This window comes from Mycobacterium lacus (assembly GCF_010731535.1).
GTDB classification, from domain to species: domain Bacteria; phylum Actinomycetota; class Actinomycetes; order Mycobacteriales; family Mycobacteriaceae; genus Mycobacterium; species Mycobacterium lacus.
The window spans coordinates 1,469,587-1,486,103 of record NZ_AP022581.1; the positions used below are offsets into that span (position 1 = coordinate 1,469,587).

The following is a 16,517-nucleotide window of genomic DNA, read 5'->3' on the forward strand; positions in this document are numbered from 1 at the left end:
ACCGGTCGAATTTGACGAATACACTCACATGGGGCACGCCGACGCTATATACTTCGTCCCCTCCGGTCCTGCGTCGATACCAATGGTGGCGGCGTCGGTATCAAGATTGCCGTGACTTCTATCACAATTTGAGAGGCAAACCCGCCTTTGCGCTGGGGCGCAGGGTGAGGTCAACGCAGCGCCTAATCTCGCGTTACCGCTGCCATTCCGTCGTTACGGCTGGGACTAGACTGCGTCGATTCCTATCGCGCTACTTGAACTGCCGCGGCAGTGTGGCGGCCTTCGGCAACCCGTTCATACACGGACTTGAGAACGTCCACGTAACGGCACACGGACTCGCGGGCAATCGGGTTGTTCGGGAAATTCGCCATAATGGATATCTCGTCGAAGAGTCGGATCACCGAAAAATACAGGTAAGCCGGATTTTTGCCGTCATCGTAGGCGGTTGCATTCCGCCCCGCCAATGCGGTGGCGACGATCGCGGAAAGGGGAGGAAGGCCAGCGTCCATGTAGTTCATCATGGTGAATTGTGGGCCATGTGGTTTCAGCCAGGGCGCCAATTCCAGTACGCGATGGTAAGGCACCTTCGCGAGGTCTAGGTTGTCGTCGAATGACGCCTGAGCCGCACGGGCGGTCTCGTCGAATGAGTCCGGGTCAATCGGCACGGTGAACGGGACGATGCCAGTGAACCAGCCCATTGTCATGTATTCGGCGGGAGAACTCCGCTTATCGAAGGGAGTAAGCCCATAGTAGGTTGTCTGACCGGTCAATTCGTAGTGCGCCAACGCCGCGCAGGTAAACAAACCGCCGCTGAATCGGGCGCCCGCTGCGATGCAGTTGGCTTCGAATTTCGCTGTTTGCTCTGGATTCAGCAGCCGCTCGACGATGATGTCGCCGCCGCAGTGAACTGACTGGTCACCGAGGGGCAATGGGAAGTCGGGCATGCCTCCGCCGTTGCTCTCGGCGAACTCGATCCATTTGCGGATCTCGGGGGAATCCAAGGTCATAGTGTCCGCGTAGGCCTTCTCCTGTATGCAGAATTCCTCATGACTGGCCGTGGCCGGCAACGCAACGGGCGGTTTGCCCGCTACCAGCGACTGGTAGTTCGTCAGAACCTCCACGTACAGCCCGGTGATCAACGCTGGGTCGCAGTGGAGGTGATCGACAATCGCAAAGAACGTGCAGTGATTCTCGTACTGAATCAAGCCGAATCTGAAGCAGTCCCACTGCAGCGGATCCGGCGTGGACAGCACGAAGTCTCGCCATTCAGGCTGCGTCAACTGACCAAGGTGAACCGGAGCCAACTGGATGTCGCGGGGGTTTTGGATCTTATGCCGAATAATATTATTGGCGTCCTTGTACTCGAACCAAGTGCGGTAGGTATCGTGGCGGCGAAGGTGCGAGTTGATGACATGAGTCATGGTCCGGATATCGCACCTACCAGACATGTCCCAGGAGCCCATGACCAGCCGTGAATAATCGAGCCCGCGCTCCTCGAATTCGACATAGCCACGCAAATGGCTGGTTTGCGCGAAGCTGGGCGGCGCCGTAACTGCCGGCGCTTGCCGAGCTTTCGCAATCGAGGCAGGTGTTGGCTGCCACACCGCGACCGAACCTGCTCCAGGCTCCCAGTCATGGACTATTCCCACACTCAGAGTGACATCGGCTGAGCCCCCACCTATGATCACGGTCCCTCCTCATTCCTGGCCCCTGCAGCGCAGCTGGCGCTTAGGTCCATTCCTACCTCATGAGGGTGCTGCAATGTCGCGTTTTGATGTCAATTTGTCGTAAAGCAGGTCCGCCAAACCCCGGACGGTGGAGATGTCGGATGTGGTAATGCGTATCTTTGTCTCGGCTTCGATGCGGATGCGCAGTTCCTGGCTGCCCAGTGAGTCAAGGCCGTACTCGGTGAGCTGACGGTCGGCGTCGACGGTGCGGCGCAGGATTAGCCCGATTTGCTCGGAGATCAGCCGCCGGAGCCGGGCGGGCCACTCGTCCTGTGCCAGCTCGTCGAGCTCGGCGAGGAACTTGCTCGTGCCCGAACGGTTTTGCCCCATGGACTGGAACATTTCCGCGAACGGACTGCGCTGCGAAAAGGCCTTCAGCCATGGTGATCCGATCATCGGGGCATAGCCGGTGTAGGCGCGGTCGTGCCGTAGCAGCGCTTCGAAGGCGTAGGCGCCGTCGTCGGGGGCGATGGCAGCGCCGGCTTCTTCGGCAAACTTCGTGGCGCGACCGATCTCACCCCAGGCGCCCCAGGCGATCGAGGTGGCCGGAAGGCCCTGGGCCCGGCGCCAGTGGGTGAAGGCGTCCAGCCAGCTGTTGGCCGCCGCATAGGCGCCCTGACCCGGTGAGCCCACCAGGGCCGCCGCCGAGGAGAACGAGCAGAACCAGTCCAACGGCTGGCCCGCGGTGGCCTCGTGCAGATGCCAGGCGCCGTATACCTTGGGCGCCCAGTCACGCTCGATAAGCTCCGCGGTGATGTTGACCAACGTGGCATCCTCGACCACGGCGGCCGCATGCAGCACGCCACGCAACGGCAGCCCGGTGGCCGTCGCCGTGGCCACCAACCGCTCAGCCGTGCCGGCCTGGGCGATATCGCCACACTCGACCACCACGTCAGACCCGATCGCCCGGACTAGTTCGATGGTCTCCAATGTCTTTTGACTGGGTTGGGAGCGCGAGCTGAGCACGATGCGCCCGGCGCCGGCGCTCGCCATCTTCTCGGCCAGGAACAAACCCAGCCCGCCCAGGCCACCGGTGATGAGGTAGGAACCGTCGCCGCGGCAGACCCGGACCTGCTCGGGAGGTAGCACGACGTTGCTGCGGCCGACATGCGGGACGTCGAGGATGAGCTTGCCGGTATGTTCGGCCGCACCCATCACCCGGATTGCGGTGGCCGCCTCGGTCAGCGGGTAATGGGTACTCTCGGGCTTCGGCAGCACACCCTCGGCCGTCAAGCGGTACACCGTGGCCAATAACTCGCGCACCGCAGCGGGGTGACTGATTGACATCAACCCCAGGTCGACACCGAAGAACGCGAGATTCTGCCGGAACGGCAAGAGCCCGAGCTTGGTGTCGCCGTAGATGTCGCGCTTGCCGATTTCGACGAAGCGTCCACCGAGGGCCAGCAGCTTGAGCCCCGCCAGTTGCGCGGCGCCGGAGACGGAGTTGAGCACGATGTCGACGCCGTAGCCGTCGGTGTCTCGGCGGATCTGCTCGGCGAACTCGACGCTGCGTGAGTCGTAGACGTGCTCGATTCCTATGTCGCGCAACATTTGCCGACGCTTCTCGCTGCCCGCGGTGGCGAAGATCTCGGCCCCGGCGGCGCGCGCTATCGCGATCGCCGCCTGGCCCACCCCGCCGGTGGCGGAGTGGATCAACACCTTGTCGCCGGCGTTGATTCGCGCCAGGTCCTGCAGTCCGTACCATGCGGTGGCGCTCGCCGTGGTTACCGCCGCTGCCTGAGCGTCGGTCAGCCCTTCTGGCAGGGTGGCGGCCAGGCGGGCGTCACAGGTGACGAACGTGGACCAGCAGCCGTTGGGGGACATGCCGCCGACACGGTCACCGACCTTGTGGTTGGTCACATCGGGCCCGACCGCGGTCACCACGCCCGCGAAATCGGTGCCCAGCTGCGGTTGGCGCCCGTCGAGGGTCTGGTAGCGGCCGAAAGTGACCAACACATCGGCGAAGTTGATGCTGGACGCGCTGACCGCGACCTCGATCTCTCCGAGGCCCGGCGGGACCCGGTCGAACGCCGCGAACTCCAAGGTTTGCAGGTCGCCGGGGGTCCGGATCTGCAGTCGCATGCCGTGCCGCTCGTGGTCAACGACGGTGGTTTGGCGCTCCTCGGGGCGCAGCGAAGCCGGGCACAACCGCGCCGTGTACCACTCGTCGCTGCGCCAGGCGGTCTCATCTTCCTCGGCAGCCAACACTAGTTGCCGCGCCACCTGCTCGGCGCCGGTGTGCTCGTCGACGTCGATGTAGCTGACCTTCAAATGTGGGTGCTCGGCGCTGATCACCCGCAGCAGCCCCCGCAGTCCGCCCTGCTCGAGATTGACGCGGTCGTCGGCCAGCACGGTCTGGGCGTTTCTGGTCACGACATACAGCCGCGGTGCCTGGCCCACGATTTCGGCGAACTCGCGGGCGATGCGCACCACATGCTTGACGTACGCACCAGCACGGACGGGGGATTCCTCGTCGGGGTTGCCATTCTGCGGCGCGGTGACCACCGCCACACCGGTGAACCTGCCGGCTTCTAACCGCGCGCGCAGGCGCTGGGCCTGGGCGACATGGTCGCCATGCTGCGGCCAGGACATGGTCGTGCACTGCGCGTCGTGCAGCTTCAGTGCGTCGGTCAACTCGGTGGCCATCAGGTCCGCGGCGTCAGAGGTGCTGATCAGCAGCCAGGTGCCGGGCTCGGCGTGGCTTTGTTCGGGTAGCTCGCGCTGCTGCCATTCGATGGTCAGCAGGCGCTCATTCAAGACACGATCACGCTCACTGCTTTGCGAGACGCCGGTGCCCATTTGCAAGCCGCGCACGGCCAACAGGACGGTGCCGTGTTCGTCCAGCACGTCGAGGTCGGCCTCCGCGCCCAAGCCGCACGCGGTCACCGTCGTATGGCAGTAGCGGGCGTGGCGCGCCGGGCCGTAGGCACGTAACCGGCGAACGCCCAGGGGCAACAGCAGGCCGCCGTTACCGGCATTGCGCATACTGGGATGGGCCGCCACCGACTGGAAGCATGCATCCAGCAGTGCGGGATGTACGCCGTAGGCGCCTTGTTGGGAGCGGATCGAGCCGGGCATGCTGACCTCGGCCAGGACGGTGGTGCCGCCAGTCTCCTGGGCAGTGTGGGCGGTCGCCAGGCCGGTGAAGGTCGGACCGAACTGGATGCCGCGCATGTCGAACTCTTGCCGAAGATCTTCGCCTTCCGTCGGGTTCGGATGGCCGGCCAGCAGGGCGGCTATGTCCTTCGTGGGTGGTCGGTCGTCGTCCTCGGCGGCGTGCAGCACCGCGGAGGCCTTGCGCGCGCGTTCGCCGTCTTGGGTCGTTTCCACCGTGAACGGGACGACGCCGGGCGCCTCGACCGTTGCGGTGACGGCGATGGGGGTCTCGTCATCAAGCAGCAGCATCTGCTCGAACCGGACATCGCGGACTTCGGACGCCTCGCCGAGCACGGTGCGCGCCGCGGCCAACGCCATCTCGCAGTAGGCAGCCCCCGGAAGGGTGGCCGCACCGTGGATTTGGTGATCGGCCAGCCAGGGCAGTGCCTTGGTGCCGACCTCGCCCTGCCACACGTGGCGCTCCGGCTCCTCGGGTAGCCGCACGTGGGAGCCCAACAACGGGTGCACGGCGACGGTATTGGCATGGGCGACGCGATCGGTCGTGTCGTCGATGAGCAGGCGTCGGTGGCTCCATGCGGGCAGCGGTGCGTCGATCAGCCGGCCGGTGGGGTAGAGCACGGAGAAGTCCAGCGCGGCGCCGGCGGCGTAGAGGTTGCCGAGCAGTCCGCGCAGCCCGTGGGGTAGTGGTTGTTCGCGGCGCATGCCGGCCAGCGCCGCGACCGGCATGTCGAGGCTGCGGGCGGTCTGATCGACCGCGTGGGTCAGCAGGGGGTGGGGGGTCAGCTCGGTGAAGACCCGGTAGCCGTCCTCGAGGGCGGCCTGTACCGCGGCGGCGAAGCGCACGGTGTGGCGCAGGTTGTCCACCCAGTAGTAGGCGTCGCAGTAGGGTTCCTCGCGCGGGTCGAACGAGGTCGCCGAGTAGTAGGGGACTTGCGGGGTTAGCGGGCTGAGGTCGGTGAGCGCCTCGGCGAGCTCGTCGAGGATGGGGTCGACTTGGGGGGAGTGGGAGGCCACGTCGACGGCCACCTCGCGGGCCATCACGTCGCGTTCCTCCCAGGCGGCCACCAGGTCGCGCACCGTCTGGGTGGCCCCGCCGATCACGGTGGATTGTGGGGAGGCCACCACCGCGACCACGGCGTCATCGACGCCGCGCGCCATCAGCTCCGAAAACACTTGTTGGGCGGGCAGTTCCACCGATGCCATGGCCCCGGCGCCGGCGATGCGGGTCATCAGCGTGGAGCGGCGGCAGATCACGCGCACCCCGTCTGCGAGCGACAGCGCCCCGGCGACCACGGCGGCCGCGGACTCACCCAGGGAGTGGCCGATCACCGCACCCGGCTGCACGCCGTAGGACTTCATCGTGGCCGCCAGCGCCACCTGCATGGCGAACAGGGTGGGCTGCACCCGCTCGATGCCGGTGACGACCTCGGGTGCGGTCATCGCCTCGGTCACCGAGAAGCCGGACTCCGCGGCGATCAGCGGCTCAATCTCGGCGACGGTGGCGGCGAACACGGGCTCGGTGGTCAGCAGCTCGGCGCCCATCGCCGCCCACTGCGAGCCCTGCCCGGAGAACACCCAGACCGGTCCGCGGTCGTCGTGGCCGGCCGCGGGCGGGTAGGGGGTATCCCCGGTGGCGACCTCGCGCAACGCCGCGGTCAGTTCGGTGGTGCTGCTGGCCAGCACGGCGGTGCGCACCGGCCGGTGTCCGCGCCGCCGAGCCAGGGTGTAGGCCAAATCCGAGGCCGACAGGTCCGGGCCCTGGGCGTCGACCCAGTCGGCCAGCCGCGCCGCGGTCTGGCGCAGAGCGTCCTCGGAGCTGGATGACAGCGCGAACAGCAGCGCGCCCTCGACGCCCGTGGTGGTTTGCGCGGCTGCGCGGGTTTGCTCCGGGGCTTGCTCCACGATGGCGTGCACATTGGTCCCCGTCATGCCGTACGACGACACCGCCGCGCGTCGGGGCGCCTGATGGTCGGTCGTGGGCCACGGGGTAACCTCTTGCGGCACAAAAAGATTGGTCTCGATCTCGGCGAATTGATCGGGCAGCGCAGTGAAGTGGAGGTTCTGTGGCACGACTGCGTGCTGCAGGGCCAGGACCGCCTTCATCAGCCCCAGCGCTCCGGCGGCCGACTGCGTGTGCCCGAAATTGGTCTTCACCGATGCGAGCGCGCAGGGGCCGTCGACGCCGTACACCTCGGCCAGGCTGGCGTATTCGATCGGGTCACCCACCGGGGTGCCGGGGCCGTGCGCCTCGACCATCCCGACGGTGCCGGCGTCCACACCGGCCGCAGCCAACGCCGCCCGATACACCGCGACCTGCGCATCCACCGAGGGCGTCGCGATGTTGACGGTGTGGCCGTCCTGGTTGGCGGCCGTGCCCCGGATCACGGCCAGAATCCGGTCACCATCGGCCAACGCATCCGGCAACCGCTTGAAGGCCAGCATGACGCAGCCCTCGCCGGAGACGAAACCGTCCGCCGCGACGTCGAACGCATGACAACGCCCGGTCGCAGACAACATGCCCAACGCCGAGCCCGACGCGAACCTCCGCGGTTCCAGCATTACGTAGACACCGCCCGCCAGCGCAATGTCACTTTCGCCGTCGTTCAGGCTGCGACAGGCCAGGTGGATTGCGTACAAGCCGGAAGAACATGCGGTGTCCAACGTGACCGCGGGACCGTGCAGTCCCATGGCGTAAGCGACCCGCCCGGACGCGAAGCAGGCATTGGTGCCGGTATTCCCGTACGGTCCCTCGAAACTATGGCTGTCGGCGTGCACCAATAGGTAGTCGGTATGAACCAACCCCACGAAAACCCCGGTCCGCGGGGCCATCAAGTCCGGTGTCAGACCGCTGTGCTCCATGGCCTCCCAGGAGGTTTCCAGCAATAAGCGGTGCTGCGGATCGATCGCGGTCGCTTCCTTCTCGCCGATCCCGAAGAACTCAGCATCGAAGTTGCCGACGTTATCCAGGAACGCGCCCCATTTGCAGTCCGTCCGTCCGGGCACGGCGGGCTCGGGGTCGTAGTACTCGTCGATGTCCCAGCGGTCAGGGGGGATCTCGGTGACCAGGTCGTCGCCACGCAGCAACGCCTCCCAGAAGCGGTCAGGGGAGTCGATGCCCCCCGGTAGCCGGCACGCCATACCGATGACGGCAACCGGCGTTACGCGCGTCTTATCCACGGTTCTTCTTCTCTCCATACGTATGCTTCCAAGTTCTTATCACTGGCTTCGCGGTCTTATGGGCGCTTCGAGGAACATCGTCGAAACTCGGTACGTGCCGGGAACAAACTGCAGCAACCAGCGCGCAGAACTCACTGACCCCCATCGAAGCCAACCTTAAGTACGTGGCGTGATCAGAGCGTAGCGGCTTGGCCTTGCGCGCGTGGAAAAATCGTGCGGACGTACAAAAAAAGTTGCTGACGCTCGCGCAAGTTACGTCCCTGTGACGGCCATGATTGATCCGTCGGTCAATAGCGTCTTGCCATGTCATCGCGCACGCCACGCCGCATCCGGCGAGCCCCCGAGGGTGCTGGGAGCCGCTGGGCCCGAGATTGATCTTCCTGGGTTTGCCGTCGCGGGTCTGAGGGTGGGGGTTGGTTGCGGCCCGGTTGCGCGAACGTCACTAGCTATCGGCCGCCGCCGCAGTAGAATTCCTCAACTGGGAAATACGGGTAGCTGAATTGTGGGGCTCACCAACGGTACGCGGCTTGCCCAACTGCGGATCGCCGTGCAGGCTACGCCTTTCGCTGTCCGTGCATGCATGAATTCGAGAAATTCGTCGGCCGAGTTGCAAATGCAGCGTGATCAGAGTCGCTTAGAGCCTTTGCCATTGAAGCTGAGCGCCGTTGCGGCCGACGGCGATTTCACTCGGCCGGTCGATGAGACCCTCGGCGACGCGAACGTAGACCGATTTCATTTCTTGCAGGTACCGCGCCACCGATTCATGGGCGATCGGATTATTCGGGAAGGACGCGGTGACGGTGGTTTCGTTCTGAAACTTGTTGACCCACATGCATACCCGGGCGGCGATCCTGCCGTCGCTGAAGACCTTGGCGTTCATGCGGTCCAGCTGCATGGCGATGACGGCAGAAAGCGGCGGCACGCCCGCGTCGAGGAATGACAGCATGGGAAAGCCGCCTCCAGGCGGCGTCTTGTTCAGCCAGGGCGCCAGTTCCAGCACCCGCTCGAAAGGCACGTTGGCCAGATGGGCGCTCTCATCGAAGGACATTTGAGCGTTACGGGCCGTCTCAGCGAAGGAGGGCCCGATTCCGACGGCGAACGGGATGTGGCCGATGAACCAACCGGTGGTCATGAATTCCGCCGGAGTGCTGCGGGTGCTGGTGGGAGTGACCGCGTAATAGGTTTCCGAGCCGGTGAGTTCGTATTCGGCCAGCGCAGCGCACGCAAACACACCACCGCTGAACCGGGCGCCGGCGCTCATGCAGGCGGCTTCGAATCGGGCGGTTTGGCGCGCGTCCATGAGCTGGAGCGACAGCAACTCACCAGTGGCCACCAGCGATGTGTCACCCATCGGTAACGGGAAGGCAGGAAGGGCGCGCCCGTTGCGTTCGAAGAATTCAATCCACTGCCGTATCTCCGGGGACTCCAACGTCAACGCCGAGGTGTATGCGCGCTCGCGCAGGCAGTACTCGTCATAACTGCCGGCGCTGGGCAGGGCGATGGGGCCGTGACCATCCATCAGGGCGTCGTACATCGATTGGATCTCGAAGAACACGGCGCTGATGAACATCGCATCGACGTGGAGATGATCAACACTGATACACAGTGTGAAGTGGTCGTCACGCTGAATAATGGCGAACCTGAAGCAATCCCACTCCGACGGACCCGGCGTGGCCAGTATGTAGTCCTGCCATTGTTTCGGCGCCATGTCGCCATGCTCGATCGGGATCAACTCGATATCAGCGGCATCGCTGATCGTGTGCCGGACGATGTGGCCGGCGTCGGTGAATTCGAACCAACTGCGATACGTGTCATGCCGGCGCAGGTGCGAATTGATGACGTACGTCATGGCGCGGATGTCGCACTGACCGCGAATGTCCAAGGCGGCGACCACGAGCCGCGACAGGTCCCGGCCCTGCGCCGCTTGATCGCGATAACTACGCAGGTGCCTGGCTTGGATATAGCTCGGTGGCACGGCACTTTTCGGCGCTTGCCGTGCCTTCTCGAGCGAGCTTGGCGAGGGCTGCCATAGCCAGACGCACCCAGGGGCCGGAACCCAGTTGCCGACGGTCTCCAGACCCAGATGGCCCAAGACAACCAACATCGCTCCTTAAGGGTCAGCGCTGACGTCAAGGGTATTTCATCTCAGCGGTTGACCCTTACATTGTCGCCGTGGCGTTTTCGGTGGCCGCCAGCGTTTCGCACATGCGCTCCGCTAAACCGCGCACCGTGGTGATGTCGGTCGAGTGGATGCGTATCCCGGTTTCGGTTTCGATGCGGGTACGCAGTTCCAGGTTGCCCAGTGAATCGAGGCCGTAATGGGACAGCGGACGGTCCGGGTCGACCGTGCGACGCAGAATCAGGCTGACGTGCTCGGAGATCATGCGCCTAAGGTGGGTCGGCCATTCATCGAGCGGAAGCTCGGACAGTTCAGCGCGGAACTTGCTGTGATCGGCGCGCTCGGTCGATCCGAACGCGTCTGCGAAGCGGCTACGTTGCGCCAGGGCGGTTAACCAGGGTGATCCGACGAGCGGGGCATAACCGCTGTATACGCGGGTGTGCCGCAGCAGTGCTTCGAACGCGTAGGCGCCCTCGTCGGGAGTGATCATCGTGGTGTCGCCGCTTTCGGCCAGGCCTGCGCCGCGGCCGATTTCGGCCCACGCACCCCATGCGATCACGGTGGCGGGGAGGCCCTGCGTCCGCCGCCAGCGAGCGAAGGAGTCCAGCCAGCTGTTGGCCGCGGCATAGGCGCCCTGGCCCGGCGAACCCAGCAGGGCCGCGGCCGAGGAGAACGAACAGAACCAGTCCAGCGGCGCGGATGCGGCGGCCTGGTGCAGATTCCACGCGCCATGCACCTTCGGCGCCCAGTCGCGCTCGATCAACTCCTCGGTGATGTTGGCCAGGGTGGCGTCCTCGACCACGGCGGCCGCGTGCAGCACGCCGCGCAACGGAAGCCCGGTGGCGGTTGCGGCGGCGACCAGCCTCGCCGCGGTGTCCGCGAGCGCGATGTCGCCACACTCCACCGCGATGTCGGACCCGGTGGATCTGATGAGTTCGATTGTCTCCAGCACTTTTTGGTTGGGCGCCGACCGGGAGTTGAGCACGATGCGGCCGGCGCCCGCCCCAGCCATCGTTTCGGCGAGAAATAATCCGAGGCCGCCCAAACCGCCGGTGATGATGTAGGCGCCGTCGGGGCGGAAAACGCGAACCCACTCGGGCGGCGTCACCACGCTGCTGTGCCCGGTCTGCGGTATGTCGAGAATGAGCTTGCCGGTGTGTTCGGCTGCGCTCATGACGCGGATTGCGGTAGCTGCCTCGGCGAGCGGGTAGTGGGTGCTTTCGGGAATGGGCAACGCTCCCTCGGCGGTGAGCCGGTACACGGTGCTCAATAGGTCGTGGAACGCATCGGGATGGGTGATCGACATCAGCCACAGGTCAAGGGCGAAAAAGGCGAGGTTGCGACGGAACGGAGAGAGGCCCAACCGGGTGTCGTCGTAGATGTCCCGCTTGCCGATCTCGACGAATCGTCCACCGAAGTTGAGCAGGTCCACTCCCGCGCGCTGTGCCGCGCCGGTGAGCGAGTTGAGCACGATGTCAACGCCTTCGCCATCGGTATCGCGGCGGATCCGCTCGGCGAACTCGATGCTTCGCGAGTCGTAGACATGCTCAATGCCCATGTCGCGCAACATCTGTCGGCGTTTTGGGCTGCCGGCGGTGGTGAAGATCTCGGCTCCCGCCCTACGGGCGATGGCAATCGCCGCCTGGCCCACCCCTCCGGTTGCCGAGTGGATCAACACCTTGTCACCGGTTTTGACCCGAGCCAGGTCGTGTAGGCCGTACCAGGCGGTGGCCGATGCGGTGGTCACCGCGGCGGCCTGGGCGTCGGTCAGGCCCGCCGGGATCTTGGCGGCGAGCCTCGCGTCACAGAGAACAAACGTCGCCCAGCACCCCTTGGCGGAGAGGCCGCCGACACGGTCACCGACCTGGAGTCCGGTGACGTCGGGCCCGACCGCGGTCACCACGCCGGCGAAATCGGTGCCCAGCCCCGGCAGCGGCCCGAAGGTGTGGTATTTGCCGAATACGCCGAGCACATCGGCGAAGTTGATGCTGGACGCGGTGACCGCGACCTCAATCTGTCCGGGACCTGGCGAAACCCGTTCGAACGCAACGAGTTCCATCGTTTGCAGGTCCCCGCGCGTGCGGATCTGCATGCGCATCCCGTCACGCCCATAGCTGACGACGCGGGTTCGCCGTTCTTCGGCGCCCAGCGGAGCCGGGCACAACCGCGCGGTGTACCACTCGTTGTTTCGCCACGCGGTCTCGTCTTCCTCGGACCCGGCCAGCAGTTGGCGTGTCAAGCGCTCGGCCCCGGTCGGCTCGTCGAGGTCGATCTGGGTTGGGCGCAGGTGCGGGTGCTCGGCGCCGATCACCCGCAGCAGGCCGCGCAACCCCGCCTGTTCGAGATTGGGGCAGTCGTCGGCCAGCACCGTCTGGGCGCCTCTCGTGACCACGTACAGCCTCGGGGCCTGCCCACCAATGTCCGCCAGCTCGCGTGTGATGCGTACCAGATGCCGGACGGACTCGCTACCTAGAAAGCCGGGGCGCGGGCCCCCACCGGCGCGGTTGGGGGGTCCCGCGAGGATCACGACACCGTTGAGACCGCCGGCCTCGAGGCGGCCGCGTAGTCGCTCGGCACTGGTCGCTGGGTCGGCGCGACGAGGCCAGCGCATGGTCAGGCATTCCGCGCCGTGCACCCGCAACGCGTCGGTCAACTCGGTCATCGATGGTTCGGCCGCGTCGGAAGTGCCGATTAACAGCCATTTCCCGGCTGCCGGGGTGTCCGCCTCGGGTAGCTCGCGGCGCTGCCATTCGATGGTCAGCAGCCGATCCCGCAGCAGGCGATCTTGGTCGGCGCTCGCGGAACAGCCGGTGCCCATCTGCAGGCCACGCACGACCAGCACGACGGTCCCGTGCTCGTCCATCACGTCGATGTCGGCTTCGACGTTCGCGCCGCATGCGGTCACCGTGGTGAGGCAATAGCGGGCGTTGCGAGTCGACGCGTAGGCCCGCAGCCGGCGCACACCCAGCGGCAGCAGCAGGCCGCCATAGCCCACACCGCCGGCCTCCGGGACGGCGGGGTGGGCCGCCACCGATTGGAAACAGGCGTCGAGCAGCGCGGGGTGCACGTGGTAGCCGGACTGCTGTGTCCTGATCGCGCTCGGCAAATCGACCTCGGCGAGCACCGCGTCGATTGCCCCTTCCGATCGATAGGCCGCGGCGAGGCCGGTGAAAGCGGGTCCGAACCGAACACCGCGGGTGTCGAACCACTTTCGCAGTTCGTCGCCCCCGAGGCGACACGGATGGGCTGTCCGTAAAGCGTCGATGTCCCGTGCGGGCGGCTGGTGCGGGTCATCGATGGCGCACAACATCGCGGTGGCCCGCCGGACCCGTTCGCCCTGCCGGAGCGTCTCCACGTCGAACGTTGCGCGGCCGGGCGCCTGCACCGACGCAACGACGCCCACCGGCGACTCCTCGTCGAGCAGCAGCATCTGCTCGAAGCGGATGTCGCGGACCTCGGACCGTTCGCCGAGGACGGTGCGCGCCGCGGCCAACGCCATCTCGCAGTAGGCAGCCCCCGGAAGCGCGGCCACGTCGTGGATCTGATGGTCACCCAGCCAAGGCAGGGTCGCGGTTCCGAGTTCGGCCCTCCAAGCGTGCCGTTCCGGCTCCTCCATCAGCTGCACGTGCGAGCCCAACAGTGGATGCTCCACCACGGTATTGGGGGTCGTGGCGCCCGCCCGACGGCCCGTACTGTCGGGTTCAAGCAGCAGGCGACGGCTCGTCCACGCCGGCAGCGGTGCGTCCACCAGGCGTCCCCTGGGGTAGAGGACCGAGAAGTCCACGGCGGCGCCCGCGCCGTGCAGGTCGGCCACCAACCCACGCAACCCGTGCGGAAGGCGTTGGTCGCGCCGCATGCCGGCCACCGCGGCTACCGGGATGTCGAGGCTGGTGGCGGTCTGCTCGACCGCGCGGGTCAACAGCGGGTGCGGTGACAGCTCGCCGAATACCCGGTACCCGTCCTCGAGAGCCGCGCGTACCGCAGCGGAGAACCGCACGGCGTGCCGCAGGTTGTCCACCCAATAGCGGGCGTCACACGTCGGACGTTCGCGGGGGTCGAACAGGGTCGCCGAGTAATACGGAATCTGCGGTGTCATCGGGGCCACGTCGGCCAGCACCCGGGACAGCTCGTCGAGGATCGGATCGACGTGCGGGGTGTGTGATGCCACGTCGACGGCGACCTCACGGGCCATCACGTCGCGCGCCTCCCACGCCTCGACGAGGTCGCGAACGGCCTGGGTGGCGCCGCCGATCACGGTGGATTGCGGGGAAGCCACGACGGCAATCACGACGTCATTGGCGGCGCGACGTGTCAACTCCTCCCGCACCTGCTGCGCGGGCAGTTCGACCGCGGCCATCGCGCCGATACCCGCAATCCGGGTGCACAGGCGCGAGCGACGGCAGATGACCCGTGCTCCGTCTTCCAGCGACAGCGCGCCCGCCACTACGGCCGCGGCCACCTCGCCCAGTGAGTGGCCGATGACCGCCCCTGGCGCGACTCCGTAGGACTTCATGGTGGTCGCCAGCGCGACCTGCATGGTGAACACGGTCGGCTGGACGCGGTCGATCCGGGTCACGGTCCGCGGTGCGGTCATCGCCTCGGTGACCGAGTAACCGGATTCGGCGGCGATCAATGGCTCCGCGGCGGCCACGGTCGCGGCGAACACCGGCTCGTTGGCCAGCAGGTCCGCACCCATGGCAGCCCACTGCGAACCTTGCCCGGAAAACACCCACACGGGCCCACGGTCGTCGTGGCCCACCGCGGTCTGGAAGGGGGTGTCGCCGGCGGCGACCTCGCGCAAGCGCTCGACCAGCTCGGTATGGCCGGCGGCGATCACCGCGGTGCGCACCGGCCGGTGGCCACGCCGACGTGCCAGCGTGTAGGCCAGATCCGAAAGCGCCACCGAGTCGGCGCGGTTCTGCACCCAGTCGGCCAGGCGGCGCGCAGTCTGGCGCAGCGCCTCGGCCGAGGTAGCCGACAGGGCAAACACGCCGACGGCCGGCCCGAGCGGTGCCGTCGCGGTGCGCGCCGCTACGGGTTCGGGGGCCTGTTCGAGAATGGCGTGAACGTTGCTGCCCGACATGCCGTAGGACGACACCGCCGCCCGCCGGGGCGCCGCGGCATTCCGCCCCGGCCACGGCGTGATCTCCTGTGGCACAAAGAGTCCGGTCTCGATCTGGGCGAGCTCGTCGGGCAGCCGGGTGTGGTGGAGCATGGGCGGCACCACGCCATGTTGCAGCGACAGGATCGCCTTGATGATCCCCACCGCGCCAGCGGCGGCCTCGGTGTGTCCCAGGTTGCTCTTGGCTGACGCGAGCGCACATGGAGTTCCGTCGGTGCCGTACACCCGCGCGAGGCCGCCGAATTCGATCGGGTCGCCAACCGGGGTTCCGGTGCCGTGCGCCTCGACCATGCCGATGGTGTGGGCGTCCACGCCGGCCGCCGCCAGCGCGGCCCGATAAGCCACGACCTGTGCATCCATCGACGGGGTTGAGATGTTGTCGGTGTGCCCATCCTGATTTGTCGCGGTGCCGCGCAGCACGGCAAGAATCCGGTCGCCGTCGCGCAGCGCATCGGGCAGTCTTTTGAGCGCCACGACGGCGCAGCCCTCGGAACGGACGAACCCATCTGCGGCGACGTCGAACGTCCGGCAGCGTCCGGTGGCCGACAGCATGCCCTGCGCGGACGCCGAGTTGAACGTGTGCGGTGCCAGCATGACCATGCAGCCGCCCGCCAAGGCAAGGTTGCTCTCACCCTCGTGCAAACTGCGGCAAGCCATGTGCACGGCAAGCAGACTCGACGAACACGCCGTGTCCACGGTCATCGCCGGACCGCGCAGCCCCATCGAGTACGACACCCGCCCGGAAGCCATGCTGAACGCGGTTCCGGTGAACGCGTACGCGTCATCTAGGGCACCCGCGTCGCTGGTGACGAACGCGTAGTCGTGGTGGCACACACCGACGTACACACCGGTGAGCGAGCCACTCAAGGATTCTGGAGCAATGCCGGCGTGCTCCACGGCCTCCCACGAGGTCTGCATGAGCAAGCGATGCTGCGGATCGATCGCAATTGCTTCCCGGTCGCTGATGCCGAAGAACTCCGGATCGAAGGCGCCAACATCTTCCAGGAACCCGCCCCACCGCGAAACGGACCGACCGGTCACACCGGGTTGGGGGTCGTAGAATTCGTCGGCGTCCCAGCGGTCGGCGGGAATCTCGGTGATCAGGTCGTCGCCCCGCAGCAACGCCTCCCAGAATGCGTCCGGGGAATCGATGCCATGCGGGAGTCGACACGCCATGCCGATCACAGCAACCGGGGTGACATGTGTCCGATCCACGAGGTCATCCTCCCTGTTCGGCACGGTCCGGCCGGGGATC

The 16,517-nt window shown here is 66.4% G+C and carries 4 protein-coding genes; all 4 read right to left on the minus strand.

Translation table 11 applies throughout. The features are described 5' to 3' along the window. Window positions 1-242 precede the first annotated feature (242 nt). A complete protein-coding gene (locus G6N24_RS06840; protein WP_232070707.1) occupies window positions 243-1,604 on the minus strand; it encodes a condensation domain-containing protein in 1,362 nt (453 codons plus the stop codon). Between the two features lie 141 nt (window positions 1,605-1,745). Continuing rightward, window positions 1,746-8,039 (minus strand): sulfolipid-1 biosynthesis phthioceranic/hydroxyphthioceranic acid synthase, encoded by a 6,294-nt coding sequence (pks2, locus tag G6N24_RS06845; protein ID WP_407938699.1) that lies wholly within the window; start codon window positions 8,037-8,039, stop codon window positions 1,746-1,748. Between the two features lie 616 nt (window positions 8,040-8,655). Next, window positions 8,656-10,113, minus strand: coding sequence for a condensation domain-containing protein (locus tag G6N24_RS06850; protein ID WP_269151271.1), 1,458 nt, complete (start codon window positions 10,111-10,113; stop codon window positions 8,656-8,658). Window positions 10,114-10,180: 67 nt separating this feature from the next. After that, on the minus strand, window positions 10,181-16,501 hold the full coding sequence (gene pks2 / locus G6N24_RS06855; protein WP_372514493.1) for a sulfolipid-1 biosynthesis phthioceranic/hydroxyphthioceranic acid synthase: 6,321 nt from the start codon (window positions 16,499-16,501) through the stop codon (window positions 10,181-10,183). Window positions 16,502-16,517 lie beyond the last annotated feature (16 nt).

Bases quoted from the DNA above. Each gene is read 5' to 3' on its own strand.
- pks2 (WP_407938699.1), bottom strand. From the start codon at position 8,039: ATGGAGAGAAGAAGAACCGTGGATAAGACGCGCGTAACGCCGGTTGCC.